At 72.2% G+C, this 25,080-nt stretch carries 25 protein-coding genes and 6 tRNA genes; 21 read left to right on the top strand and 10 right to left on the bottom strand.

Annotated features, from left to right (window positions below; genetic code table 11):
- Positions 1-29: 29 nt before the first annotated feature.
- The 4 genes from ACIP4P_RS22225 to ACIP4P_RS22210 all read right to left on the bottom strand — a co-directional run bounded on the left by ACIP4P_RS22225 (position 30) and on the right by ACIP4P_RS22210 (position 435).
- A tRNA-Val gene (locus ACIP4P_RS22225) sits at positions 30-101 on the bottom strand.
- 41 nt (positions 102-142) lie between these two features.
- Positions 143-214 (bottom strand) — tRNA-Val (locus ACIP4P_RS22220).
- A 34-nt stretch (positions 215-248) separates the two neighbouring features.
- Positions 249-322 (bottom strand) — tRNA-Cys (locus ACIP4P_RS22215).
- A 40-nt stretch (positions 323-362) separates the two neighbouring features.
- Positions 363-435 (bottom strand) — tRNA-Gly (locus ACIP4P_RS22210).
- Between the two features lie 332 nt (positions 436-767).
- On the opposite strand from ACIP4P_RS22210, the gene ACIP4P_RS22205 reads away from it, so the two are divergent.
- The 3 genes from ACIP4P_RS22205 to ACIP4P_RS22195 all read left to right on the top strand — a co-directional run bounded on the left by ACIP4P_RS22205 (position 768) and on the right by ACIP4P_RS22195 (position 3,668).
- Positions 768-1,877 carry a chorismate-binding protein gene (locus ACIP4P_RS22205; RefSeq protein ID WP_400920913.1) on the top strand — a complete coding sequence of 370 codons (1,110 nt, stop codon included), beginning with the start codon at positions 768-770 and terminating at the stop codon, positions 1,875-1,877.
- Positions 1,878-1,889: 12 nt separating this feature from the next.
- The gene (locus tag ACIP4P_RS22200; protein ID WP_400920911.1) at positions 1,890-2,720 is read left to right on the top strand and encodes an aminotransferase class IV; all 831 of its coding nucleotides are present in this window, start codon (positions 1,890-1,892) and stop codon (positions 2,718-2,720) included.
- A 96-nt stretch (positions 2,721-2,816) separates the two neighbouring features.
- On the top strand, positions 2,817-3,668 hold the full coding sequence (locus ACIP4P_RS22195; protein WP_400920909.1) for a GNAT family N-acetyltransferase: 852 nt from the start codon (positions 2,817-2,819) through the stop codon (positions 3,666-3,668).
- Between the two features lie 29 nt (positions 3,669-3,697).
- On the opposite strand, the gene ACIP4P_RS22190 is transcribed toward ACIP4P_RS22195, so the two are convergent.
- Positions 3,698-4,198, bottom strand: a complete 501-nt coding sequence (locus ACIP4P_RS22190; protein ID WP_400920907.1) for a DsbA family protein — start codon at positions 4,196-4,198, stop codon at positions 3,698-3,700.
- A 111-nt stretch (positions 4,199-4,309) separates the two neighbouring features.
- Between ACIP4P_RS22190 and ACIP4P_RS22185 the strand changes: the two genes are divergently transcribed.
- Positions 4,310-4,771 carry a hypothetical protein gene (locus ACIP4P_RS22185; protein WP_400920905.1) on the top strand — a complete coding sequence of 154 codons (462 nt, stop codon included), beginning with the start codon at positions 4,310-4,312 and terminating at the stop codon, positions 4,769-4,771.
- A 19-nt stretch (positions 4,772-4,790) separates the two neighbouring features.
- On the opposite strand, the gene ACIP4P_RS22180 is transcribed toward ACIP4P_RS22185, so the two are convergent.
- Positions 4,791-5,360, bottom strand: coding sequence for a CGNR zinc finger domain-containing protein (locus ACIP4P_RS22180; protein WP_350512924.1), 570 nt, complete (start codon positions 5,358-5,360; stop codon positions 4,791-4,793).
- A gap of 446 nt (positions 5,361-5,806) precedes the next feature.
- Positions 5,807-6,220 (bottom strand): SsgA family sporulation/cell division regulator, encoded by a 414-nt coding sequence (locus ACIP4P_RS22175; protein ID WP_030056266.1) that lies wholly within the window; start codon positions 6,218-6,220, stop codon positions 5,807-5,809.
- Positions 6,221-6,659: 439 nt separating this feature from the next.
- Between ACIP4P_RS22175 and ACIP4P_RS22170 the strand changes: the two genes are divergently transcribed.
- Positions 6,660-6,731 (top strand) — tRNA-Val (locus tag ACIP4P_RS22170).
- A 211-nt stretch (positions 6,732-6,942) separates the two neighbouring features.
- A tRNA-Val gene (locus tag ACIP4P_RS22165) sits at positions 6,943-7,014 on the top strand.
- A gap of 63 nt (positions 7,015-7,077) precedes the next feature.
- On the opposite strand, the gene ACIP4P_RS22160 is transcribed toward ACIP4P_RS22165, so the two are convergent.
- The gene (locus ACIP4P_RS22160; RefSeq protein ID WP_350512923.1) at positions 7,078-7,845 is read right to left on the bottom strand and encodes an exonuclease domain-containing protein; all 768 of its coding nucleotides are present in this window, start codon (positions 7,843-7,845) and stop codon (positions 7,078-7,080) included.
- A gap of 146 nt (positions 7,846-7,991) precedes the next feature.
- On the opposite strand from ACIP4P_RS22160, the gene ACIP4P_RS22155 reads away from it, so the two are divergent.
- The 4 genes from ACIP4P_RS22155 to ACIP4P_RS22140 all read left to right on the top strand — a co-directional run bounded on the left by ACIP4P_RS22155 (position 7,992) and on the right by ACIP4P_RS22140 (position 12,455).
- Positions 7,992-8,546, top strand: a complete 555-nt coding sequence (locus ACIP4P_RS22155; protein WP_400920902.1) for a DUF4365 domain-containing protein — start codon at positions 7,992-7,994, stop codon at positions 8,544-8,546.
- A 32-nt stretch (positions 8,547-8,578) separates the two neighbouring features.
- Complete coding sequence (locus ACIP4P_RS22150; protein ID WP_400920899.1) at positions 8,579-9,745, top strand: hypothetical protein; 1,167 nt, start codon at positions 8,579-8,581, stop codon at positions 9,743-9,745.
- 87 nt (positions 9,746-9,832) lie between these two features.
- On the top strand, positions 9,833-11,812 hold the full coding sequence (gene thrS / locus ACIP4P_RS22145) for a threonine--tRNA ligase (RefSeq protein ID WP_400920897.1): 1,980 nt from the start codon (positions 9,833-9,835) through the stop codon (positions 11,810-11,812).
- A gap of 82 nt (positions 11,813-11,894) precedes the next feature.
- Entirely contained in the window at positions 11,895-12,455 is a 561-nt protein-coding gene (locus ACIP4P_RS22140) for an HIT domain-containing protein (protein WP_049651438.1), read from the top strand.
- 69 nt (positions 12,456-12,524) lie between these two features.
- On the opposite strand, the gene ACIP4P_RS22135 is transcribed toward ACIP4P_RS22140, so the two are convergent.
- Positions 12,525-14,171, bottom strand: a complete 1,647-nt coding sequence (locus ACIP4P_RS22135; RefSeq protein WP_400920894.1) for a hypothetical protein — start codon at positions 14,169-14,171, stop codon at positions 12,525-12,527.
- Positions 14,172-14,385: 214 nt separating this feature from the next.
- On the opposite strand from ACIP4P_RS22135, the gene ACIP4P_RS22130 reads away from it, so the two are divergent.
- Positions 14,386-14,814, top strand: coding sequence for a DUF393 domain-containing protein (locus ACIP4P_RS22130; protein ID WP_350512918.1), 429 nt, complete (start codon positions 14,386-14,388; stop codon positions 14,812-14,814).
- A gap of 19 nt (positions 14,815-14,833) precedes the next feature.
- Here ACIP4P_RS22130 and ACIP4P_RS22125 read toward each other — a convergent pair whose 3' ends face one another.
- Complete coding sequence (locus ACIP4P_RS22125) at positions 14,834-16,882, bottom strand: elongation factor G-like protein EF-G2 (RefSeq protein ID WP_400920891.1); 2,049 nt, start codon at positions 16,880-16,882, stop codon at positions 14,834-14,836.
- Between the two features lie 246 nt (positions 16,883-17,128).
- Between ACIP4P_RS22125 and pgsA the strand changes: the two genes are divergently transcribed.
- The 10 genes from pgsA to ruvA all read left to right on the top strand — a co-directional run bounded on the left by pgsA (position 17,129) and on the right by ruvA (position 25,024).
- Positions 17,129-17,785, top strand: a complete 657-nt coding sequence (gene pgsA, locus ACIP4P_RS22120) for a phosphatidylinositol phosphate synthase (protein ID WP_350512916.1) — start codon at positions 17,129-17,131, stop codon at positions 17,783-17,785.
- A gap of 16 nt (positions 17,786-17,801) precedes the next feature.
- Entirely contained in the window at positions 17,802-18,791 is a 990-nt protein-coding gene (locus ACIP4P_RS22115) for a phosphatidylinositol mannoside acyltransferase (RefSeq protein ID WP_400920888.1), read from the top strand.
- Positions 18,792-18,840: 49 nt separating this feature from the next.
- Complete coding sequence (locus tag ACIP4P_RS22110) at positions 18,841-20,025, top strand: glycosyltransferase family 4 protein (protein ID WP_400920886.1); 1,185 nt, start codon at positions 18,841-18,843, stop codon at positions 20,023-20,025.
- A 68-nt stretch (positions 20,026-20,093) separates the two neighbouring features.
- Complete coding sequence (locus tag ACIP4P_RS22105; protein WP_400920884.1) at positions 20,094-20,462, top strand: 5-carboxymethyl-2-hydroxymuconate Delta-isomerase; 369 nt, start codon at positions 20,094-20,096, stop codon at positions 20,460-20,462.
- A gap of 111 nt (positions 20,463-20,573) precedes the next feature.
- Positions 20,574-21,074: a hypothetical protein gene (locus tag ACIP4P_RS22100; RefSeq protein ID WP_350513011.1), complete on the top strand. Its 501-nt coding sequence runs from the start codon at positions 20,574-20,576 to the stop codon at positions 21,072-21,074.
- A gap of 128 nt (positions 21,075-21,202) precedes the next feature.
- Positions 21,203-22,114 (top strand): pyridoxal 5'-phosphate synthase lyase subunit PdxS, encoded by a 912-nt coding sequence (gene pdxS, locus ACIP4P_RS22095; RefSeq protein ID WP_350512912.1) that lies wholly within the window; start codon positions 21,203-21,205, stop codon positions 22,112-22,114.
- 99 nt (positions 22,115-22,213) lie between these two features.
- The gene (pdxT, locus tag ACIP4P_RS22090; RefSeq protein WP_400920882.1) at positions 22,214-22,831 is read left to right on the top strand and encodes a pyridoxal 5'-phosphate synthase glutaminase subunit PdxT; all 618 of its coding nucleotides are present in this window, start codon (positions 22,214-22,216) and stop codon (positions 22,829-22,831) included.
- A gap of 89 nt (positions 22,832-22,920) precedes the next feature.
- Positions 22,921-23,679, top strand: a complete 759-nt coding sequence (locus ACIP4P_RS22085; RefSeq protein ID WP_350512910.1) for a YebC/PmpR family DNA-binding transcriptional regulator — start codon at positions 22,921-22,923, stop codon at positions 23,677-23,679.
- Positions 23,680-23,831: 152 nt separating this feature from the next.
- A complete protein-coding gene (gene ruvC / locus ACIP4P_RS22080) occupies positions 23,832-24,398 on the top strand; it encodes a crossover junction endodeoxyribonuclease RuvC (protein ID WP_350512909.1) in 567 nt (188 codons plus the stop codon).
- A gap of 14 nt (positions 24,399-24,412) precedes the next feature.
- Positions 24,413-25,024 carry a Holliday junction branch migration protein RuvA gene (gene ruvA / locus ACIP4P_RS22075; RefSeq protein WP_400920879.1) on the top strand — a complete coding sequence of 204 codons (612 nt, stop codon included), beginning with the start codon at positions 24,413-24,415 and terminating at the stop codon, positions 25,022-25,024.
- Positions 25,025-25,080: the final 56 nt, after the last annotated feature.

Raw genomic sequence — 25,080 nt, 5'->3', positions numbered from 1 at the left:
TGCAGCGAACCTCGAAGGGCTCGTTACTGTGCGCGATACTGGGATTGAACCAGTGACCCCTACCGTGTCAAGGTAGTGCTCTCCCGCTGAGCTAATCGCGCCTGGTGAGGCGTTCCTGCAGCGGACCCCGGAAGGTCCGACGTGCGCGATACTGGGATTGAACCAGTGACCCCTACCGTGTCAAGGTAGTGCTCTCCCGCTGAGCTAATCGCGCGGGGAGGCCCCCGGCCGGAGCCGGGGGAACCTCTTGGAGGTGGAGACGGGATTTGAACCCGTGTACACGGCTTTGCAGGCCGTTGCCTCGCCTCTCGGCCACTCCACCAGGCAACACATGAAGAACGATCTTACACTGTTCTCCACCGAGCGGACGACGAGATTCGAACTCGCGACCCTCACCTTGGCAAGGTGATGCTCTACCAACTGAGCTACGTCCGCCTGTCTCCCTGGGACCTTCACCGCTTTTCCTCGGCTGCGCTCCCCGGCGACGTGTTGAACTCTAGCGGATTCCCGGGCCAGCTAAAAATCCGTTCCCGCAGCGTGCCGAGGGGATGCCCGCCGAGTGCCGTCCCGTCAGCGCTCCGACCTGCTCACCGACCACCACCTGCGGCGCTCCCGGACGATCATCCGCAGGTCACCCGGCGCACACCCGCGCGACGCCCGCGGCTGCCAGTCCGTCGGGGCGCGAGGGGCGGCGGGCCCGATCCGGTCCACGCCCCCCGACCTACACTTCAGGCACCGTCGCCCCAGCACCACCGCGCAGGAGAACCGTGTCCGGCCACCCCGACCCCCGCACCCCGCTCGCCCGCTTCGGCGGCCGCCTGGCCACCGGACTGCGCGACGTCACCTCGGACCCGGCCGCGCTCGACTCCTCCGGCTACTGGGCCGTCGCCTACGACTTCGAGGGCCGACTGACCTGCGCCCGCTTCGACGACGTCCGCCCCGCCCCCGCCCCGCCCTCCGGCGCCGGCTGGCGCGGCCCGGACGCCGGCAGCTGGCACAGCTCCCTGGACCGCGCCGCCTACACCGCAGGCGTACGCCGCATCCGCGAGCACATCGCGGCCGGCGAGGTCTACCAGGCGAACCTCTGCCGCGTGCTGTCCGCACCGCTGCCCGACCCCGACCGCAGCGACATCGACGCCCTCACCGGCCTGCTCGCCCACGGCAACCCCGCCCCCTATGCCGGCACCGTCCGGCTGCCCGAGCACGGCGTCGAGATCGCCACCGCCTCCCCCGAGCTCTATCTGCACCGCACCGGCCGCACCGTCTCCTCCGGCCCGATCAAGGGCACCGGGCGCACCGAGGACGACCTCCTGGAGAAGGACCACGCCGAGAACGTGATGATCGTCGACCTGGTCCGCAACGACCTCGGCCAGGTCTGCGGGACCGGCACCGTCACCGTCCCCGACCTCTGCGCGGTCGAGAAGCACCCCGGCCTGGTCCACCTGGTCTCCACCGTCGAGGGCACCCTGCGCGACGGTGCCGGCTGGCCCGAACTGCTCGCCGCCACCTTCCCGCCCGGCTCGGTCACCGGCGCCCCCAAGTCCAGCGCCCTGCGGATCATCGACGCCCTGGAGACCGCCCCCCGCGGCCCCTACTGCGGCGCCGTCGGCTGGGTCGACGCCGACCGCGGCGAAGGGGAACTCGCCGTCGGCATCCGCACCTTCTGGCTCGACCGGCAGGACCCGCGGGCACCCGTCCTGCGCTTCGGCACCGGCGCCGGCATCACCTGGGGCTCCGACCCCGAGCGCGAATGGGCGGAAACCGAGCTCAAGGCCGCCCGCCTGGTCGCGATAGCGTCGGGCGGCGAACCCGACCGCGACACCGACGCCGGCACCCCCACCGACGCCGGAACCGACCACCAGCCGCACCGCGCCTAGGAGTTGCCCTCGATGCACGACCGCACCACGAGCTGGGTCAACGGAACCCTCGTCGACTCCGCCGACGCCGCCGTCTCCGTCCTCGACCACGGCCTCACCACCGGCGACGGCGTCTTCGAGACCATGAAGGCCGTCGACGGCCGGGCCTTCGCGGTCACCCGCCACCTCGACCGGCTCACCCGCTCCGCCCGCGGCCTCGGCCTGCCCGACCCCGACCACGACCTGGTCCGCGAAGCCTGCGCCCGGGTCCTCGCCGCCAACCCGGCCCCGCTCGGCCGCCTGCGCGTCACCTACACCGGCGGCAACTCCCCGCTCGGCTCCGAGCGCGGCACCACCGGCCCCACCCTGGTCGTCGCCCTCGGCGCCATCAACCGCCGCCCCGACGAGACCGCCGTCGCCGTCGTCCCCTGGCGCCGCAACGAGCACAGCGCCGTCGCCGGCCTCAAGACCACCTCCTACGCCGAGAACGTCGTCGCCCTGGCCGCCGCCCACCGCGCCGGAGCCTCCGAGGCCCTGTTCGCCAACACCGCCGGCCGGCTCTGCGAGGGCACCGGCTCCAACGTCTTCGTGGTCCTCGGCGGCCGCCTGCTCACCCCCGTCCTCGCCTCCGGCTGCCTGGCCGGCATCACCCGGCGACTCGTCATCGACTGGTGCGGCGCCGAAGAGGCCGACCTCCCGCTCAGCGCCCTCCAGGACGCCGAGGAGATCTTCCTGACCTCCACCACCCGCGACGTCCAGGCCGTCACCCGCGTCGACGACCGCCGACTGCCCGGCACCGGCCCGGTCACCGCCAAGGCCATGGCCGTCTTCGCCGAACGCAGCGGTGACGACCTCGACCCCTGATCCCGGGCCCCGGAGGACGGGTGCGGAGAGCGGCGCGGGGGGCGGGCGCGGCGGGCGGCGCGGATAACCTTCCCGGCGAGGGGAAGGGACCACCACATGACCACCACGCTGCGCCCCGAGGGCCCCGAGACACCCACCGCGGCCGGCGGCCGCACCAGACGCTGGCGGATCCTCGCGAACGGCCACCAGGTCGGCGCACTGCGCACCACCTCGGCCCGGCACGGCAACCAACTCTGGGGCGAGATATCGGAGTTGGAGATCACCGAGGGCCGCGGCCGGGGACGCGGCACCTTCGGCGCGCTGGCCGCGGAGGAGGTGCTGCGGCACTGGGACTGCACCCGGGTGGACGTCGTCGTCCCCGAGACCGCCCGGATCGCCCGGGGCCTCGCCGCCACCCTCGGCTACACCGAGCGGATGCGGAACCTGAGCAAGACCCTGACCGCACCCCCGGCCCTGCCCGCCGGCCTCACCGCCCACCCGATCGGCGCCGCGGAGTTCCCGGCCTGGATCGACCGGGCGGCCCGGGAGTACGTCCACTCCCTGATGGACTCCGGCCTCACCGAGGAACAGGCCCGGGCCAAGTCGAGCCTGGACCACCGCAACGTCCTCCAGCAGGGCGCCGACACCCCCGGCGTCGCCCTGCGCCGCCTCCACAACGGGGACGGTCGGGCCACGGGTGAACCGCTCGGCTCGCTCTGGGTGAACCTCCACCTGCGCGACCTGCCGGACGGCACCCCGCTGGCCTGGGTCATGGTGATCGAGGTGTCCCCGGCCCACCGGGGCCGGGGACACGGTCGCGCCCTGATGCTGCTCGCCGAACAGGAGTGCCTGGCCGCCGGGGTGCGCGAACTCGGCCTGAACGTCTTCGCCCGCAACGAGGTCGCCCTGCGGCTCTACACCTCGCTCGGCTACCGGATCGTCAACCGCTGCTACGGCAAGCCGCTGTGAGGAATTGACGGAACGTCAGAAGGCGGCGATCAGGAGGACTTCGCCGCCTCGACGATCTCGACGATCCGCTCGCGCAGCCCGTCCTGGCTCTGCCCGCCGTCCAACCGCCGGCCGCCGATCACGTACGTCGGCGTGCCCTTGACCCCGATCGCCTTCCCCTCGGCCTGGTCGGAGTCCACGGTCAGCATGTGCCGGCCGTCGATCAGCGCGGTGTCCACCTCCTCGGCGTCCACCCCGACCTCCCGGGCGACCTCCAGCAGCAGCTGCTGGCCCCGTGCGTCCAGCTCCTCGACCCGGGCCAGCAGGGCCTCCACGAACGGCCACCCCAGCCCCTGGGCGAACGCCTCCTCGGCCGCCTCGGCCGCGGCGTAGGCGTGCTTGTGCTTCTCCAGCGGGAAGTGCCGCAGCTCCACGGGCAGCGCGTCGCCGTACTGCGCGCGCAGCGCCCTTACGTCGTCCAGGGCGGTGCGGCAGTCCGGGCACTGGAGGTCGCACCAGAACTCGAGGCGGGGGAGGGAACCATCGATCATTCCCCCAGTGTTCCACTAGTGGGTGCCCGTTCCCGCCCGGCGGTGCGCCCGACGGCGGACCGACAGGGAGGCACCGATGACCAGGACGACCGGATACGAAGGGGCGCACTCGTGCTGACCGCGGCGATCAGTTTCCTCCTCACGGCCGGCGGGGTGGCGGTGGCGGGCCTGCGGGCCTGGCGACGGCGCTTCCGCTCGGCGACCCGCTGGTTCGCGGTGGCCCTGCTGCCCGCCGGGCTCTACCTGACCGGCCTGTTCCCACTGGCGACCAAGATCGGCCGGGCGTTCGGCGACTGGGCGGCCAAGCTGGTCTTCGACCCCCGGGTGTGGACCGGCATCGCGCTGCTCGGCGTCTCCGCCGCCCTGCTGCTCGCCACCCGCTGGATGGACCGGCGCGGGGCCGTGGAAGCCACCCCGGAGCGCCCGTCCGCGGCCGGCCCGGCCCCCGAGCGCCCGGCCGTGGCCCAGGCGCCGAAGGCACCCGGAAAGCCGCAGAAGCAGACGGGCAAGCGGGATGACGGCCTCGGCGACTTCTCCGACATCGAGGAGATCCTGCGCAAGCGCGGCATCTGAACCTGCCCGCGCGCGGGGGTCAGGCGGAGGCGACGGCCTCCGCCGACCGCTGTCGCGCCCGGTAGGCGGCGACGTGCAGCCGGTTGCCACAGGTCCGGCTGTCGCAGTAGCGCCGCGAGCGGTTCCGGGAGAGGTCCACGAAGACCCGGGCGCAGTCGGGCGCCTCGCACCGGCGCAGCCGCTCCCGCTCGCCGGCCATCAGGATGAAGGCCAGCGCCATGCCCAGCTCCGCCGCGAGGTGGGGGCCGAGCGCGGCGTGCGGCGCGAAGTAGTGGATGTGCCAGTCGTGGTGGTCGTGGTTGACCAGCCGGGGCGTCGTCCCGGCGGCCGCGACGATCGCGTTGACCAGCTCGGCGGCCGCTTCGGTGGACTCCGTCCCGAACACCTCGCGCAGCCGGGTGCGCAGGTCGTGCACCTGACGCAGGTCGTCCTCGGTCAGCGAGTCGATCTCGCTGATCTCCTGGCGGACCACGAAGGCGTCCAACGCGGCGACGTCCGGCAGCCGCTCGTCGCCGCACACCTCGGGAGCGGTGTTGAGCAGATCCACGAGGATGCTCAGCGCGCACTCGGTGTCATGGGTGATCAGCACTTGGGACTCCTCGCGCAGGGGGACTCCGGTACCCCGCGTCCACGGTTACCCCAGACCATACCGGCCCTTGCGGCATAAGGGCGGCGCGTTTGTTCGAAGGCCTGTACGGATTCCGTCAGAGCGTCCCAAAGCGGGCGTCGCGGCCCCCGCCGGGCCGGGCCGTCCCCCGGGGCGCGAACCGGCACGCGACCCGGGAGCCGCGCCACGACCGCCCGAAATGACGGCGGCGCCCGGCACCGGGGCCGACCACCCGTACGGATGGCCGGCCCCGGTGCCGGGCGCCTGCGGTGCTGCGGCCCCGCTCCGGTGGGAGCGGACCCCTCACCGGCCCCGAGACCGCGTCGTGCGCGGTTGAGTCCGCTGCCGTGCCCCCGAGTAGGACGGCAGCGATGACGGCAGGGGGTGCGGCCCCGCCGACAGCGGGGCTGGACCGCCTCCGGTCGGGGTCAGCTTTCGGCGAGGATGTGCGACAGCTCCCGGTCGAGGTCGAAGTGACGGTGTTCGGTGCCGGGGGGCACCGCGGCGTCCGTCCGCTTGAGGAACGACTCAAGCGCCCGGGCCGGGGCCTCCAGCAGGGCTTCTCCTTCCGGAGAGCTCAGGGCGATGCAGACCACGCCTTGCCCGTGGCTGCGCGACGGCCACACCCGGACGTCGCCGGTACCGGTGGGTCGGTGCAGCCCCTCCGCGAGGAGATCTCGGGCGAACACCCACTCCACGGTCTCGTCGGCGCCCGTGTGGAACGTGGCGTGCACGGCGTAGGGGTCGGCGGTGTCGTAGCGCAGGCCCGCGGGGACGGGCAGTGAGGACTCGCTGGACACGATGAGGCGCAGGTGCAGCTCGCAGCTGACCGTGGTGTTCATAAGCGCCATGGCCTTTCGCTCAGTGTGCGCTCGGGGAATCGCACGTCGGCGAACGGACCATCCCACCCCCAAGACCGATGTAAACCCCTCTGTCCCGATTCGGGCGCGAGTCGTACCCCTTACGGCGCATTGCGGAATCGTCACGGAGTACCCGCCCGGGGCATTACCGGCGGTTCTTCTCCGTCGGTTTCCCGGGCGGCCCGTGGCGGGCCGGTGCGAAGCACCGGGGCGGATCGGGAACAGGGGAGCGGGTGGTGCGTCCGGGCCCGACGAGTCGTGCGCACGGACGGGGGCGGGACGGGACGGACGGCGTGGCCGGGGCGGACCGGGCCGGGCGGGCGCGGTCCCGGTGGGCCGGGCCGGGGTCGTGGGCGGGCTGGGACGGCGGGCGGGGTGGTCGGAGCACCCGCCGGGATGCGGTAATGTTTTCTCTGCACCCGGGCGATTAGCTCAGCGGGAGAGCACTTCGTTCACACCGAAGGGGTCACTGGTTCGATCCCAGTATCGCCCACCGGAATGCATTGTGATATGTGAGGCCCAGTCGATTATCGACTGGGCCTCACATGTATTTCCGGAATCCACTCGGAGGGCGGGCGCCAAATCCGGCTGAGGCCCAGTCATCTTCCGCGCGGAGCGCGAGTTCTGTGGATGTGTCGGCCGTACTCCGGAAGAACGAGTTGTACGACGGCCTCCGAATGGTGCTAGAGTTCATCTCGTTGCCCGGGCGATTAGCTCAGCGGGAGAGCACTTCGTTCACACCGAAGGGGTCACTGGTTCGATCCCAGTATCGCCCACCGGACAGCACGCAGGCCCTGACCAGGAAACCGGTCAGGGCCTGCGGCGCGTTCCGGGCCCGGCTACGCGGCCGCCTCGCAACCGTGTTCGGGCTCCAGCCGGCGACCGCAGACACACCGGGCCGGCCGCAGCGGCCAGGACAGGTCCACCCGCTCCGGCGTCCCCGACCGGTCGAACCAGGCCTGCAGCCCGCGCGCCTGCGCCGCGTGCCAGATCGCCTGCCGCAGGTGCAGCTCCGCCGCCGACAGCCCGCCCAGCGCCGCCGGGTAGCGGGCGCCTATTCGCCGGATCAGCGACAGGGCCGCCGTCGCGTCCGCCGCCGCGTCGTGCGCCCCGGCCAGGTCCACGCCGTAGTGGACGCACAGGTCGGTCAGCGTCCGGCGGCCCCGGCGGTAGCGGTCCACGTGCTTGTCCAGCACCCGCGGATCCAGCACCACCAGCCCGGCGCCGTCCAGCCCCGTGCTCAGCGCCAGCCCGTGGTGCCGGCGCAACTCCCGGTCCAGCAGCGTCAGATCGTAGGGCGCGTTCATCACCACCACCGGGCGACCGGCCCGCGCCTGGGCCGCCAGCGCGCGGGTGACCTCCGCCACCACCGCCCGGGCCGGCCGGCCGTGCGTCCGGACCTGCTCGTCGGTGATGCCGTGCACCGCCCGGGCGCCGTCCGGGATCGGCACGCCCGGATCGGCGAGCCAGGTGGTGGTCTGCGCCGGTGCGTCCGGGGCGAGTTGGACGACCAGGGCGGCGGAGACGATCCGATCGGTCTCCACGTCCACGCCGGTGGTCTCGGTGTCGAAGGAAGCGAGTGGGCCGGTGTACCAGTGCTGCTGCATGACTGCCCCTCAGGCGTGCGTTCCGCGCCCTGGTGATACCCGGTTCTGACGCCCGCTCAACCCGTTTGGCCCAGCCAGGACCGGGGATCCTGCCACTGGGCCGGTCGGCCCGGACGGGCCCGGAGCCGGGGGAGGCGCACGGGACGATGGCACTGACACAGCCGCCGCCCGACGGCGCGGCGGCCACCCTCAGAGGGAACCTCGCGGTCACCGCCTGCATGGAGACCCTGCAGGTCGGCTACCTGCACGCGGTCGCCGCCGCGGCCGGCTGCTCGCTCTCCCAACCCTTCCCGGACAACGGCATCGACTGGCAGGTCAGCCACGGCTCCCGGGAGCACGAGGTGGACGACGAGGTCACCATCAAGATCCAGCTCAAGGCGACCCAGCAGATCGCGCCCGACCCGACCGGGCCGTTCTTCAGCTTCACCCTGGACAACGACCACCTGCGCAAGCTCGCCCGCGCCCGGGTCGCCGTCCCCCGGATCCTGGTCGTGATGCTGCTGCCGCGCCGGGTCGACCAGTGGCTCCGGGCTCGCCCGGACGCCCTCGAACTGCGGTACTGCTGCTACTGGGTCAACCTGGCCGGCCACCCCGTCACCGGACAGCGGCGCACCAACGTCCGGGTGCCCACCGACAAGGTCTTCGACGACCGCGCGCTCTGCGACATCATGGCCCGGGTCGGCGCGGGCGACAGCCCGTGACCGCCCGGCCCCGGCAGCGAGGAACCACACCCATGACCCTGCCGCACGGACCGGAGGACCCGACCCGGGCCCTGCCCGATCCCGCCACCGTCGACCCCGCCGTGCTCGCCACCCTGCTCGCCCGGCACGGCTGGGTCCGGCGCGGCGGCCCCGCCGCCCGCTACGGCCGCTGGACCCCGCCGGACGGCGAACCCGGCACCAGCCTCCTGATCCCCACCGCGGACGGCTTCGACGACGCCGTCGAACTCCTCACCGACGCCGTCACCGCACTCGCCCGCTCCCGCACCCCCTCCGCCCGCGCGATCCTGCTCGCCCTCGCCGTCCCCGGCGACGAGCTGACCTGGCGCCGCGAACTGCCCGGCCCCGCCGACACCACCCCCTGGGACGACGCCGAACGGCTCCAGCGCACGGCACGCGCGATGCTCGCCGCCGGGGCCAAGGCCGGCCGGACCACGGCCGCCTACTTCGGCGCCCGGCTGGACACCCTCGCCGGGGACTTCCTGGACCGCGTCCTGCTCGTCGAGCAGGGCGTCGCCGACCAGGGCGCCGCCCTCACCGCCCACACCCCCGCCCCCGAGGGCCGCACCGCCGTCACCACCCTGGTCCGCGCCCTGGAGGCACTGCGCGAAGCGGTCGACTACCGCCGGGTCAGCGGCGGGCCCGAGGCCTTCGAGAACGCCGTCCGCTCCGGCGTCAGCCGGGAACTCGTCCAGTCCGTCGAGGACCTGGTGCGCGGCACGACCGCCGCCCGGCTCACCGTCGCCTGGTCACCCGCCGCCGGGACCCCCGGCGGCTTCGGCGACCGCCGGATCGACCTCGAGTACTCACCCGGCGACCTGCCCGCCCTCGCCGAGGCCGCCGAACTGCTGGAACGGATCGAGCCCGCCGTCGACGTCACCGTGGTCGGCGTGGTGGTCCGGCTCAAGCGCGCCGACCCGACCGGACCGGGCTCCGTCCGACTGCGGGTGCTCGGCGGCGCCGAGGTCCGCGAACTCAAGCTGCGCCTGCCCGACCCCGACTACCGGCTCGCCGCCGAGGCCCACCTCTCCGGCGTCCCGGTCCGGGTCTCCGGCCGACTGGACCGCCGCGACGGCTTCCGCCGACTGAGCCGGGCCCACGGCCTGGAGCTCTGCGGTTGGGGGGAGGGCGACCACGAGCGACTGCTCAAGGGGCTCCAGGACGGGGGAGAGAGGTCCTGAGTGCGCGGTGCGGTTGGTGCTCTCGGTACCATCGTCACGCGCAGCGCAGTGTTGCGTCCTCTGAATCCAGCACGTCAGGAGAGACCGGTGACGGACGTCCGGGTAATCATCAGCCGCGAACCCGATCGGGAAGAGCGCGTGGTGACCACGGGCACTACGGCCGCCGAGCTCTTCGCCGACGACCGCTCGATCATCGCCGCCCGCGTCGGCGGCCAGCTCAAGGACCTCGCCTACGTCCTTCAGGACGGCGAGGAGGTCGAGCCGGTCGCGATCGACAGCAAGGACGGCCTCGACATCCTGCGCCACTCCACCGCGCACGTCATGGCCCAGGCCGTGCAGCAGCTCTACCCCGAGGCCAAGCTCGGCATCGGCCCGCCGGTCAAGGACGGCTTCTACTACGACTTCGACGTCGAGAAGCCCTTCCACCCCGATGACCTCAAGGCCATCGAGAAGCGCATGCAGGAGATCATCAAGCGCGGGCAGAAGTTCTCCCGCCGCGTGGTCACCGACGAGGACGCCCGCGAGGAGCTGGCCGCCGAGCCGTACAAGCTCGAACTGATCGGCCTCAAGGGCTCCGCCGCCACGGCCGGCGAGGGCGCCGACGTCGAGGTCGGCGCCGGCGAGCTCACCATCTACGACAACCTGGACGCCAAGAGCGGCGAGCAGTGCTGGGGCGACCTCTGCCGCGGCCCGCACCTGCCCAGCACCCGCCACATCCCGGCGTTCAAGCTGATGCGCAACGCGGCCGCCTACTGGCGCGGCAGCGAGAAGAATCCGATGTTGCAGCGCATCTACGGCACCGCCTGGCCGACCAAGGACGAGCTCAAGGCCCACCTGGACTTCCTGGTCGAGGCCGAGAAGCGCGACCACCGCAAGCTCGGCAACGAGCTCGACCTCTTCTCCATCCCCGAGGAGATCGGCTCCGGCCTCGCCGTCTTCCACCCCAAGGGCGGCATCATCCGCCGGGCGATGGAGGACTACTCGCGCAAGCGGCACGAGGAAGAGGGCTACGAGTTCGTCTACACCCCGCACGCCACCAAGGGGAAGCTCTTCGAGAAGAGCGGCCACCTCGACTGGTACGCGGACGGTATGTACCCGCCCATGCAGCTCGACGAGGGCGTGGACTACTACCTCAAGCCGATGAACTGCCCGATGCACAACCTGATCTTCGACGCGCGCGGCCGCTCGTACCGTGAACTGCCGCTGCGCCTCTTCGAGTTCGGGACGGTGTACCGCTACGAGAAGTCCGGCGTGGTGCACGGCCTGACCCGGGCCCGCGGCTTCACCCAGGACGACGCCCACATCTACTGCACCCGCGAGCAGATGGCGGAGGAGCTCGACTCCACCCTGACCTTCGTGCTCAACCTCCTTCGTGACTACGGTCTGACCGACTTCTACCTGGAGCTGTCGACCAAGGACGAGGAGAAGTTCGTCGGCAGCGACGAGACCTGGGAGGAGGCCACCCGCGTCCTGGCGAGCGTGGCCGAGAAGCAGGGTCTCCCGCTGGTTCCGGACCCGGGCGGCGCGGCCTTCTACGGCCCGAAGATCTCGGTGCAGGCGAAGGACGCCATCGGCCGGACCTGGCAGATGAGCACCATCCAGCTGGACTTCAACCTGCCCGACCGCTTCGATCTTGAGTACACCGCTGCGGACGGCTCGCGCCAGCGGCCGGTCATGATCCACCGTGCGCTCTTCGGCAGTATCGAGCGGTTCTTCGCGGTGCTGCTGGAGCACTACGCCGGCGCCATGCCGCCGTGGCTCGCCCCCGTCACCGTGACCGGCATCCCGATCACCGACGAGCACGTGCCGTACCTGCTGGACGTCGCGGCCGAGCTCAAGAAGCACGGGATCCGGGTCGACGTGGACACCTCGGACGACCGGATGCAGAAGAAGATCCGCAACGCCCAGAAGACCAAGGTCCCGTTCATGCTGATCGCCGGCAACGACGACGTCGAGGCGGGCGCAGTCTCCTTCCGCTACCGCAACGGCGAGCAGAAGAACGGTGTCCCGATGGCCGAGGCCGTCCAGGAGATCGTGGACGCGGTGAAGAACCGCATCCAGGTGTGACGCGGTAGTCCGGACCACCACGTGCGGGGCAGGCTCTTCAAGAGTCTGCCCCGCGCGGCTTTGCAAGCACCATCGGGCGAATATGCTGATCAGCATGACGACTGAGCCGGAACTGCAGCGGGGTGTCGGTGAGCCGGACGGCTTCCGCCGCCTGTGGACCCCCCATCGGATGGCGTACATCCAGGGTGAGAACAAGCCCACCGGCCCGGCTCCGGACGACGGTTGTCCGTTCTGCTCGATCCCGTCGCTGAGCGACGAGGAGGGGCTGGTCATCGCCCGGGGGAGCGCCGTGTTCGCGGTGCTGAACCTGTACCCGTACAACGGCGGGCACCTGATGGTGGTCCCGTACCGGCACGTGGCCGACTACACCGACCTGGACGAGGCGGAGACGGCCGAGCTGGCGGACTTCACCAAGAAGGCGATGACCGCGCTGCGCGCGGCCTCCGGGGCGCACGGGTTCAACATCGGGATGAACCAGGGCGCGGCGGCCGGGGCCGGGATCGCGGCGCACCTGCACCAGCACGTGGTGCCGCGCTGGGGCGGGGACACCAACTTCATGCCGGTGGTCGGCCACACCAAGGTGCTGCCGCAGCTGCTGGCGGACACCCGCAAGATGCTGGCCGAGGTCTGGCCGCAGGGCTGAGCCGGTAGGAACGCGCGAAGAGGGGCCCGCCACCGGGGAGTTCGGTGACGGGCCCCTCTTCGTACGGTGCTAGTCGGCGTTGAACTCGTCGACCTTGTACGGGCGCGGGCTCTGGGCCTCGGCCTTGATGATCGAGGTGCGGGTCTTGAAGAAGCGGTCCGCGTCGAGGTCGTGCTCCTGGAGGAACTCCAGGGTGGCGGTGTGCACCGCGTTGAGCACCGGCACGGAGGCGTTGAGCGCGTTGTCGACCATGGAGCGGTTGTTCCAGGCGGTGCCGACCCAGGAGTGCCGCAGTCCGAAGGGCTCGGGCAGGCCGAGGCCGCCGCCGAGCCAGCCGAGCAGGCTGGGCATCTTGTGGAAGGGGGCGCGGACGGCCTGGCGGACCACCTCGTCGTTGTCGATCAGGGGGAGCTTGATCGTGCGCTCCTCCCAGAACTTCATCGACTTGGGGATCGACTTCTCCTTGTCCTTGGGCTTGTCGAAGAAGACGCCCTTGATCGGGCCGAGCGCGTAGCCCGCCACCGCGATGCTCAGCACATTGGCCAGCAGGGTCACCGTGACGGTGAAGGTGATGATCAACTTGCCGTCGTGGGTGATGAACTGGGTGGCCATGTAGTGCCGGGGGCCGCCGGGGAAGGTCTGCTTGTCGGCGAGGCTCTGCACGGCGAAGTCGCGCATCCGCTCGCCGTCCATGTCGGCGCCGCTGGGGCGGCTGATCTCGTCGGCGCCCTCGCTGACGTCGAAGACCGCCCACTGCTTGATGGCGACGTTGGGGATGCCGCTGTTGGCGACGTGGCTGACCCCGAGGCCCTTGAGGTGGGCGGAGATCCGGCGGACCAGGTCCCAGGGGTGGAACGCGCGGAAGTCGGCGTGGCCCTCGGCGGGGTGCAGGGTGTCGGCCAGGCGCCATTCGCCCCAGCGGCGGCCGGCGCCCAGGATGCCCTTGGGGCCGGCGTAGTGGTGGATGTTGGTCTCCTGCTCGGCGTCCAGCCGGCCGAGCTTGTCGCGCAGGTCGTTGGCCTTCTTGTCGAGGTCGTCGCGGGGGACGGCCTTGGCGACGGTGGCGGCGACGGCGCTGCCCTCGACCAGGGCCTGCCAGCTGGAGCGGAGGTCCTTGGCGGTGCGTTCGACGATCCGGCGGGCGAGGTACCAGCCGAGCACCGGGGCGAGCATGGTGATCCGCAGGTAGACGCCGAGGACGCCGGCCGCCGGGGGGAACAGCGCGAGGTAGCCGGCCAGGACGGCGACCGCGATGAGGGTGAGGGCGCCGTAGGTGTCGGCGCCGCGGGAGTTGTCCCGCTTGAGCCAGGCGCGGAGCTGGAAGGCGCCGAGCCAGATCAGGGTGCCGGGGAGGAAGAGCAGGCCGGTGACGACGGTGATGCCGCTGAGCTGCCGGTCGCGGGCGTGCCGCAGTTCCTCGGCCGCCAGGCAGTGTTCGACGACCTGGCGGGTGTCGACACCGAAGGACGGGACGAGTGGTTTGCGGTCGCCGCCGAGGGCGCGGGAGATCAGGGCCTTGCTGAAGGCCTCGCCGAGGTTGGGGCGGAAGAGCGCGAAGCGGCCCTTCTTCTCCTTGGCGTCGGCGACGTCCGTGACGAACTTGCCGATCTCGCCGTCGCGGTAGGCGGCCGAGGAGAGTGCCTGGGTGACGGCGGTCTGCGGGCCGGCGTCGGTCCGGGGTATCTGCGCACCCGGGGTCATGTCGAGTGTGGCCACGGTGGCGTCTGCTCCTCCCCTTGTCAGCGGCAGGTTACCGTGCCGTGGCACCCCTGCGCGGATGATCGTCTGAACTACCGTCACGAACCGTCACGTTCCGGCCGCGCCGGGCTTGACAGGCATGATGCCCAGCTTCGGACGGGTCGATACCCGCGCGAACCGATGCCGTGGGGGTGGAGCAGGATGGACGGTGAACACGATGAAGGGGGTTGCCATGAAGGATCCGGTGCTGGTCTTCGACGGGGACTGCGCGTTCTGCTCGTCCTGCGTGCGCTGGGGGGAGCGGTACCTGCGGCAGACCCTGGCCTCGGGGGGCTGGGAGGCGGTGCCGTTCCAGTTCGCGGAGCTGCCGGAGCTGGACGCGGTGGCGGGCGGCCGGGGCGAGGTGTCGGCGGAGCGGGCCGAGCGCGAGGTGCTCTGGGTGACGCCGGCGGGCCGGGTGTACGGGGGTGCGCAGGCGGTGGCGCGGCTGCTGATGCGCACGGGCGGCGCGTGGGCGTACCTGGGGGCGGTGCTGACCCTGCCGCCGGTGCGTCCGGTGGCGGCCGTGGTGTACCGCTGGGTGTCGCGGAACCGGCACCGGATGCCGGGGGGTACGGCGGCGTGCGCGCTGCCGAACCGCAAGCCCGTCGGGTCGGCGTAGCGGTCAGTCGCCGTAGCGGTCAGTCCGTGTAGCGGTCGGCCACGGCGGCGGGCATGGGTTCGTGGCGCAGGTAGGCGCGGGAGAACTCGGCGGTGCCGTGGGTGAGGGCGCGCAGGTCGACCGGGTAGCGGACGAGTTCGAGTTCGGGGACCTCGGCGCGCAGCAGGGTGAGGCCCTGGCCGCCGGTCTCGGTGCCGAGGACGCGGCCGCGGCGGGCGGAGAGGTCGCCGAGCACGGCGCCGAGGTACTCGTCGGGGAGCAGCACGCTGACCGCGGCGACGGGTTCGAGCAGCCGGATGACGGCGTGCTCGGCGGCGTCGCGCAGGGCGAGGGCGGCGGCGTTCTGGAAGGAGGCGTCGGAGGAGTCGACGGAGTGGGCCTTGCCGTCGGTGAGGGTGACCCGGACGTCGACGAGCGGGTGTCCGGTGGCGACGCCCTTGGCGAGTTGGGCGCGGACGCCCTTCTCGACGGAGGGGATGAAGTGCTTGGGGACGGCGCCGCCGACGACGTGTTCCTGGAACTCGAAGCCGGCGCCGGCCGGGAGGGGTTCGACCTCCAGGTCGCAGATGGCGTACTGGCCGTGGCCGCCGGACTGTTTGACGAGTCGGCCGTGGCCGGCGGCGGCGGTGCCGAAGGTCTCGCGCAGGGCGACCTTGGGTTCGACGGTGTCGACGTGGACGCCGTGGCGGGTGCGCAGTCGGTCGAGGACGACCTCGGCGTGGGCCTCGCCGGTGCACCAGAGGACGAGCTGGTGGGTGTCGGGGTTCTGTTCGAGGCGTAGGGCCGGGTCTTCGGCGGTGAGCCGGGTGAGGGCTTGGGAGAGCTTGTCGTCGTCGGCCTTGCTGTGGGCTTCGACGGCGATCGGCAGCAGGGGTTCGGGCAGTGTCCAGCCGTCGAGTTCGACGGGGTGGCCGGGGTCGTGGACGGTGTCGCCGGCCCGGGCGCTGGTGAGTTTTGCGGCGCAGACGAGGTCGCCGGCGACGGCGTGCGGGACGGGTCGCTGGAGTTTGCCGAAGGGGCTGGTGAGGCCGGTGACGCGTTCGTCGCCGTTCTGGTCGGCGGTGTGGGCGGGGCCGGTGAGGTGGATCCGGCTGTCGGGGCGCAGGGTGCCGGCGTAGAGGCGCAGCAGGCTGATCCGGCCGACGTAGGCGTCGCCGGTGACGCGGATGACCTGGGCGGCGAGCGGGGCGTCGGGGTCGCAGTCGGGGGCGGGGCGGGTGCGTTCGGTGGGGTTCGGGAAGGTGTGGGCGATCAGGTCGAGGAGTTCGGCGGCGCCGAGGCCGTTGTCGCTGGTGGGGACGGCGGGGTGGAGGGTGCAGGCGAGGACTTCGCGGCGCAGGCCGGCTTCGAGGGAGTCGGTGTCGAGGGGGTCGCCGGAGAGGTAGCGCTCCATGAGGGTGTCGTCCTGGCCGGAGATGGCTTCGACGAGGCTGTCGTGGGCGGGGCCGGTGTCGGGGAGCGGGGTGGTGTCGCCGTAGGTGTCGCCGGTGAGGAGGTCGACGCTGCCGTCGGGGCGTCCGTCGTGGAGGACGGGCAGGAAGAGCGGGCGCAGGGTGTCCGGGCCGAGGTCGAAGGCGTCGTGGCAGGCGGTGAGGATGTCGTCGAAGCCGGTGCGGGCGAGGTCGAGTTTGGCGACGGCGACGGCGCGCGGGATGCCTTCGGCGGCGCACTCGCGCCAGAGGGCGCGGGTGGGGGCGGTGACCGGGTCGGTGGCGGAGACGACGAAGACGGCGGCGTCGGCGGCGTGCAGGGCGGCGCGCAGGTCGGCGGCGAAGTCGGGGTGGCCGGGCGGGTCGATCAGGTTGATCTTGACGCCCTTCCATTCGAGCGGGAGCAGCGCGAGCTGGACGGAGCGCTGCTGCTGGTGCTCGATCTCCTCGTGGTCGGAGACGGTGGTGCCGTCGGTGACGCGGCCGGCCCGGCCGGTGGCGCCGGCGGCGAGGGCGAGGGATTCGGCGAGGGTGGTCTTGCCCACACCGCTGGAGCCGACGAGGACGACGTTGCGCAGGTCCTGCGGGCCGGTGACGGTGGGCGCCTGGCCGGCTCGTGCGGTGCTGCGGTCGGGCATCGGGGTCTCCTCCCGTGGCGCCGAGGCTGTCCTTGGCAGTCTAGGGTCGGGTCCGGTCGGGCGCTCGTGCGATTGACCGCACGTGTGTGCGGCCGGTCGGCCGGTGTGCCGTCCGGCGGTGCGTGCGACGGAGGGTGTCCCGGGCGTGGCTACGATGGGTGCTCCGGGCGGGCCCATTCGTCCGGTCGTCTGCTGCGCGTACCGCGCCAGGCGGGTACCACGGAGATCGGAGCGGCTGGGAAGGCCATGCTCAACAAATACGCGCGTGCCTTCTTCACACGTGTTCTGACCCCGTTCGCCGCGTTCCTGATCCGGCTGGGCGTGAGCCCGGACGCCGTGACGCTGATCGGTACGGCCGGTTCGGTGGCCGGTGCGCTGGTGTTCTTCCCGCGCGGGGAGTTCTTCTGGGGCACCATCACGATCACGCTGTTCATCTTCTCGGACCTGGTGGACGGGAACATGGCCCGGCAGCTGGGCCGGACCAGCAAGTGGGGGGCGTTCCTGGACTCCACGCTGGACCGGGTCGCGGATGCGGCGATCTTCGGCGGCCTGGCGATGTGGTACGCGGGCAAGGGTGACGACAACCTGCTGTGCGCGGTGGCGATCTTCTGCCTGGCCAGCGGTCTGGTGGTGTCGTACACCAAGGCGCGGGCGGAGAGCCAGGGCCTGCCGTGCGACGTGTCGGGGCTGGTGGAGCGGGCCGAGCGACTGGTGATCAGCCTGGTGGCGGCCGGGGTCGCGGGTCTGCACACGTTCGGGGTGCCGTACGTGGAGTGGCTGCTGCCGGTGGCGCTGTGGCTGGTGGCGGTGGGCAGCCTGGTGACGGTGGTCCAGCGGATGGTGACCGTGCGCCGGGAGGCGTTCGAGGCCGACCGAGCCGACCGAGCGGCGGCCGGGAGTTGACGGGGAGCGGGCTGCGGTGACGGACCGACTGGTGTACTGGGCGTACGCGTTGGGGTGGGCGGTGCTGAAGCACCTGCCGGAGCCGGTGGCGCGGTGGGTGTTCGACCGGCTGGCGGACTACGCCTGGCGGCGCCGCGGGCCGCGGGTGCTCCAGTTGGAGGCGAACCTGCGCCGGGTCCGTCCGGGGCTGCACGAGGCGGCGCTGCGGCGGCTGTCGCGGGCCGGGATGCGGTCGTACCTGCGGTACTGGCTGGAGTCCTTCCGGCTGCCGGTGTGGAGCCGGGGCAGGGTCGCCCGGGACGTGCAGATCGAGGGTGCCGAGCACCTGACGGACACGCTGGCGTCCGGCCGGGGCGTGCTGGCGGCGCTGCCGCACATGGGCAACTGGGACCTGGCGGGCACCTGGATCGCCCAGCAGGGCCACCCGTTCACCACGGTCGCCGAGCGGCTGAAGCCGGAGCGGCTGTTCGAGCGCTTCGTCGAGTTCCGGGAGGGCCAGGGCATGGAGGTCCTGGCGTTGACCGGCGGCGGGGTGAACGTGATCGGCACGCTGGCGCGGCGGCTGCGCGAGGGCCGGCTGGTCTGCCTGGTGGGGGACCGGGACCTCTCCGAGGCGGGCATCGAGGTGTCCTTCTTCGGTGAGCCGACCCGGATGCCGGCCGGGCCGGCGGCGCTGTGCCAGCGCACCGGGGCGGCGCTGCTGCCGGTGACGCTCTGGTACGACGGTCCGGTGCTGCGCGGGCGGATCCACCCCGAGGTGCCGGTGCCCGAGGAGGGCGACCGCAAGGAGCGGACCCGGGCGATGACCCAGGCGATGGCGGACGTGTGGGAGCGCGGGATCGCCGAGCACCCGCAGGACTGGCACATGCTGCAGAAGTTCTGGCTCGCCGACCTGCCGTCCCGTGAGACGGTGGGGGGTGCCTCCGCGGTGGCGCGCCCGGCCGCGGAGCCGGTGCCGGCCGCGGAGCCGGTGGCCGAGCCCGCCGCCGAGGCCCCGGGGGTCTGAGCCCCGGCCGGTACGCCCGTCCGTCTGCCCGAAGGAGCTTGAGGAACCCGTGAAGATCGGCATCGTCTGCCCGTACGACTGGGACGTCCCCGGTGGGGTGCAGTTCCACATCCGGGACCTCGCCGAGCACCTGATCGGTCTGGGGCACCAGGTGTCGGTGCTGGCGCCGGCCGAGGACGACGAGGCGCTGCCGCCGTACGTGGTCTCGGCCGGGCGGGCGGTGGCGGTGCCGTACAACGGGTCGGTGGCGCGGCTGAGCTTCGGCATCCTGTCGGCGGCCCGGGTGCGGCGGTGGCTGCGTGAGGGGCGCTTCGACATCCTGCACGTGCACGAGCCGTCCTCGCCGAGCCTGTCGATGCTGGCCGCCTGGTCGGCCACCGGGCCGATGGTGGGCACCTTCCACACCTCCAACCCGCGGTCCCGGGCGATGATCGCGGCCTCGCCGATCCTGCAGCCGGGGCTGGAGAAGATGCGGGCCCGGATCGCGGTGTCGGAGTACGCCCGGCGGACCCTGGTGGAGCACCTGGGCGGGGACGCGGTGGTGATCCCGAACGGCGTGGACGTCGGCTTCTTCGCGGAGGCCGAGCCGGACGAGCGGTGGACCGGCGGTGCGGCGGCGGGGGAGCCGGGCACGATCGGCTTCATCGGCCGGATCAACGAGCCGCGCAAGGGCCTGCCGACGCTGCTGGCGGCGCTGCCGCGGATCCTGGCGGAGCGGCCGGGGGTGCGGCTGCTGGTCGCGGGCAAGGGCGACGAGGAGGAGGCGGTGGCCGGCCTGGCGCCCGAGGTCCGCGAGCGGGTGGAGTTCCTCGGCATGGTCTCGGACCGGGAGAAGGCCCGGCTGCTGCGCAGCGTGGACCTGTACGTGGCGCCGAACACGGGCGGGGAGAGCTTCGGGATCATCCTGGTCGAGGCGATGTCGGCGGGCGCCCCGGTGCTGGCCAGCGACCTGGACGCGTTCAAGCAGGTGCTGGACGGCGGGGACGCCGGCGAGCTGTTCCCGGTGGAGGACGCGGACGCGCTGGCGCGGACGGCGCTGCGGCTGCTGGCGGACCCGGCGCGGCTGGAGGAGCTGCGCAAGGCGGCCTCGCGGCACGTGCGGCGGTTCGACTGGTCGACGGTCGGGGCGGACATCCTGGCGGTGTACGAGACGGTGACGGCCGGGGCGGCGGCGGTGGTCGAGGAGGACGAGCGCAGCGGGCGGCGCGGGCGGTTCGGTCTCGCCAGGGACTGACCGCGGGGACCGACGGGAGTGGGGTTAGGGTCGGGCCGACCGCACCACTGTGACCCATGGGGGAAACGATGCCGCAGATCTCCGTCGACTACTCGTCCGACCTGGCCGGGACCTTCGACCGCCGGGCGTTGGGCCTGGCGATCAACCGGCTGGCGGAGGAGACGATCGACGCGAAGCCGGAGTCCTGCAAGACGCTGTTCCGGCGGAGCGAGGAGCTGGTGGTCGGCAGCACCGGGGCGGAGGGCGACTCCCAGGTGTACGTCGAGTTCCAGATGTTCCCGGGCCGGACGCCGGAGGCGAAGGCGGCTTTGGGCGAGGGGGTGGTCGCGCTGCTGCGGGAGCACGTCAAGCCGCTGCCGGGGACCAGGCTGTTCACCGCGGTGAACATCGCGGACATCGACCGGGCGACCTACCACCACGGGACCGTCCGGGGCTGATGCCGGGCGCCGCCCGGGGCTGACGCCGGGCCGGGCGGCCGGTGACACCCGGTAACGTAGCGGCCCGTGACTACCTGGATCTGGGCCGGCGTGGCCGTGGTGCTGTTCGGCATGTACCTGAGTTGGACGGCCGGCCGCTTGGACCGGCTGCACGCCCGGATCGACGCCGCGCGGGCGGCGCTGGACGCGCAGCTGGTCCGTCGGGCCTCGGTGGCGATGGAGCTGGCGACGTCCTCGTTGCTGGACCCGGCGGCCTCGCTGCTCCTGCTGGACGCGGCGCACGCGGCCCGGGCGGCCGAGGACGAGCACCGCGAGGTGGCGGAGAGCCAGTTGAGTCTGGCGCTGCGGGCGGTGTTCGAGGAGCCGGAGCAGGTGGCGGCGCTGGTGGCCGAGCCGGGCGGCGAGGAGGCGGTTCGTGATCTGACGGCCGCGGTGCGCCGGGTGCCGATGGCCCGCCGGTTCCACAACGACGCGGTGCGGGCGGCGCGGGCGGTGCGGGAGCACCGGTTGGTGCGCTACTTCCGGCTGGCGGGGAAGGCGCCGTTCCCGTTGGCCTTCGAGATGGACGATGCCCCGCCGCCCGCCCTCACGCCGGAAGGGGCGCCTGCTTAGGCTGTCCCCGGATACGGCCCGTTTGTCGCATCCCTTCGTCCGGGCTGGACTTGGTGGCGCATGGTTGGGTCACCCATTCCGCCTACCATAGGGCGATAGCACTGGTTCATCTTCGAGTGAGGTCTCACGTGTCCACCACCCCCACCACCGCAGACCAGCCGCAGATCGGTACCGCCCGGGTCAAGCGCGGCATGGCCGAGCAGCTCAAGGGCGGTGTGATCATGGACGTGGTCAACGCCGAGCAGGCGAAGATCGCCGAGGACGCCGGCGCGGTGGCCGTCATGGCTCTGGAGCGGGTTCCGGCCGACATCCGCAAGGACGGCGGCGTGGCCCGCATGTCCGACCCGAACATGATCGAGGAGATCATCGAGGCGGTCTCCATCCCGGTGATGGCCAAGTCCCGCATCGGTCACTTCGTCGAGGCCCAGGTCCTGCAGTCGCTCGGGGTCGACTACATCGACGAGTCCGAGGTGCTGACCCCGGCCGACGAGGTCAACCACTCCGACAAGTGGGCCTTCACCACCCCCTTCGTCTGCGGCGCCACCAACCTGGGCGAGGCCCTGCGCCGGATCGCCGAGGGTGCGGCCATGATCCGCTCGAAGGGCGAGGCCGGCACCGGCAACGTCGTCGAGGCCGTCCGCCACCTGCGCCAGATCAAGAACGAGATCGGCCACCTGCGGGCGCTGGACCACAACGAGCTGTTCGCCGCCGCCAAGGAGCTGCGCGCCCCGTACGAGCTGGTCAAGGAGGTCGCCGAGCTCGGCAAGCTGCCGGTCGTGCTGTTCTCCGCCGGTGGCGTGGCCACCCCGGCCGACGCCGCGCTGATGCGCCAGCTGGGCGCCGAGGGCGTCTTCGTCGGCTCCGGCATCTTCAAGTCGGGCGACCCGGCCAAGCGTGCCGCCGCCATCGTGAAGGCCACCACGTTCTTCGACGACCCGAAGGTCATCGCGGACGCCTCCCGCAACCTGGGCGAGGCCATGGTCGGCATCAACTGCGACACCCTGCCCGAGACCGAGCGCTACGCCAACCGCGGCTGGTAGTCGTTCCCGCTCGTCCGTGCCGGCCCGCCGCAGCGCCTCGGTGTGCGGCGGGCCGCGCCGCGTCCTTCCGTAGTAGACGATCGATTGAGGTTGAAGACCGTGAGCACTCCAGTCATCGGTGTCCTCGCCCTGCAGGGTGACGTCCGTGAGCACCTGGTGGCGCTGGCCGAGGCCGACGCGCTCGCCCGTCCGGTGCGCCGTGCCGAGGAGCTGGCCGGGGTCGACGCGCTGGTGATCCCCGGCGGGGAGTCCACCACCATGTCCAAGCTGGCGCTGCTGTTCGGCGTGATGGACCCGGTGCGCGAGCGGGTCGCCGCCGGCATGCCGGTGTACGGCACCTGCGCGGGCATGATCATGCTGGCCGACAAGATCCTGGACGGCCGGGAGGACCAGGAGAGCGTCGGCGGCATCGACATGACGGTGCGCCGCAACGCCTTCGGCCGGCAGAACGAGTCCTTCGAGTCGGGCCTCGCCTTCAAGGGCCTGGACGACGCGCCGGTGCACGGCGTCTTCATCCGCGCCCCCTGGGTCGAGGCGGTCGGCACGGGCGTCGAGGTACTGGCCGAGCTGCCCGGCGCGGACGGCCCGGAGAGCCGGATCGTGGCCGTGCGCCAGGGCAATCTGCTGGCCACCTCGTTCCACCCGGAGCTCACTGGGGACCACCGGGTGCACGCCTACTTCGTGCGGATGGTCGAGGAGTACCTCGCCGCTCGGTAGGGCGTCGGTGGCCGTGTGCGCCTTTCCGGTGACGACACCGGTAAGATCTCTTCTGTTTCATTTCCATTGGCGACGTAAAGGAGCTGGCGATGTCCGGCCACTCTAAGTGGGCTACCACCAAGCACAAGAAGGCCGTGATCGACGCCAAGCGCGGCAAGCTCTTCGCCAAGATGATCAAGAACATCGAGGTGGCGGCGCGCACCGGCGGTCCCGACCCGGCGGGTAACCCGACCCTCTACGACGCCATCCAGAAGGCGAAGAAGAACTCGGTCCCGATCGACAACATCAACCGCGCCGTCAAGCGCGGTGGCGGTCTGGAGGCCGGCGGCGCCGACTACCAGACCATCATGTACGAGGGCTACGGCCCGAACGGTGTCGCCGTCCTGATCGAGTGCCTCACCGACAACCGCAACCGCGCGGCCTCCGACGTGCGCGTCGCGATGACCCGCAACGGCGGCTCGATGGCCGACCCGGGCTCGGTGTCGTACCTGTTCAACCGCAAGGGCGTGGTGATCGTCCCCAAGGCTGACGGCGTGGACGAGGACAAGCTGTTCGAGGTCGTCCTCGACCAGGAGCCCGAGGAGATCAACGACCTCGGCGAGTCCTTCGAGATCGTCTCCGAGGCCTCCAAGATGGTCGCCGTGCGCACCGCGCTGGTCGACGCCGGCGTCGACTACGACTCGGCCGAGGCCAACTTCCTCCCCAGCATGCAGGTCGAGCTGGACGTCGACGGCGCCCGCAAGATCTTCAAGCTGATCGACGCGCTGGAGGACAGCGACGACGTGCAGAACGTCTTCGCCAACTTCGACATCTCCGACGAGGTCGGTGCGCAGCTCGACGCCGAGTGATTCGGCTCCGGTCGACGGCGGGTGACCGCCCGTACTGCCCGGCCCGGTGGTCCCAGGACCGCCGGGCCGGTGTCGTCGGCGGGGTTGTCGGACCCGGACGGTAGCCTTCGCAGGTCGGAGGCGATCGGTGGCAACGAGGGGCGGGGAGTGACGTGCGGGTGCTGGGTGTGGACCCGGGGCTGACCAGGTGCGGGGTCGGCGTGGTCGAGGGCACGCCGGGCCGGCCGCTGCGGATGGTCGGGGTGGGCGTGGTGCGGACCTCGCCCGAGGCCGAGATCGGGCAGCGGCTGCTGGAGGTCGAGCAGGGCCTGGAGGGCTGGCTGGACGAGCACCGGCCGGACTTGGTCGCCGTCGAGCGGGTCTTCGCCCAGCACAACGTCCGTACCGTGATGGGCACCGCCCAGGCGAGCGCGGTCGCGATGCTCTGTGCCACCCGGCGCGGCATCCCCGTCACACTCCACACCCCCAGCGAGGTCAAGGCCGCCGTCACGGGCTCCGGCCGGGCGGACAAGGCCCAGGTCACGGCCATGGTGCAGCGGCTGCTGCGGCTGGACGCCCCGCCCAAGCCGGCCGACGCCGCCGATGCGCTGGCGCTGGCCATTTGCCACATCTGGCGCGGCGGGACGACCAACCGGCTGCAGGCCGCCACCCAGGCGGCGGCCCAGGCCGCCCGCAGCGCCCCGCGCAGCAAGCTCCTGCAATCCCGCTCCCACTCCTAGAAAGGCAGTCGTCGGTGATCGCCTTCGTGCAAGGACCTGTGGCGGCCATCGCCTCCGGCGTCGCGGTGGTCGAGGTCGGCGGGGTCGGCATGGCCGTCCAGTGCACCCCGAACACCCTGGCCGGGCTGCGGCTCGGCGAGCCGGCCCGGCTGGCGACCTCCCTGGTGGTCCGGGAGGACTCGCTGACCCTGTTCGGCTTCGCCGACGACGACGAGCGGGCCGTGTTCGAGATCCTCCAGGCCGCGCCGGGGGTCGGTCCCAAGCTGGCCCAGGCCATCCTCGGGGTGCACAGCCCCGACGCGCTGCGCGCCGCGGTGGCCGGCGGGGACGAGAAGGCGCTGGTCGCGGTGCCCGGCATCGGCAAGGCGAAGGCGGCCAAGCTGCTGCTGGAGTACAAGGACAAGCTGGGCGCCCCGCACGGCGCGGTGCCCGCCCAGAAGCCGATCGCCTCCGGCCCGGCGCCGTGGAGCGAGCAGCTGCACTCCGCGCTGACCGGCCTCGGCTACGCCCCGCGCGAGGCGGACGAGGCGGTCGCCGCCGTCACCCCGGAGGCGGAGGCGCAGCAGACCACGGACGTCGGCGCGCTGCTGCGGCTCGCCCTGCGCGGCCTCAACCGCACCCGCTGAGTCCACCTGACGACCTGTCCGTTTGTCGACACCGTCGAGTGAGACCGTCGACCGGC

The sequence above is a fragment of the Kitasatospora sp. NPDC089509 genome, assembly GCF_044749365.1.
Classification (GTDB): Bacteria; Actinomycetota; Actinomycetes; order Streptomycetales; family Streptomycetaceae; genus Kitasatospora.
Note: the sequence above shows the minus strand (reverse complement) of the source record. Positions and strands in the feature narration are given on the sequence as shown.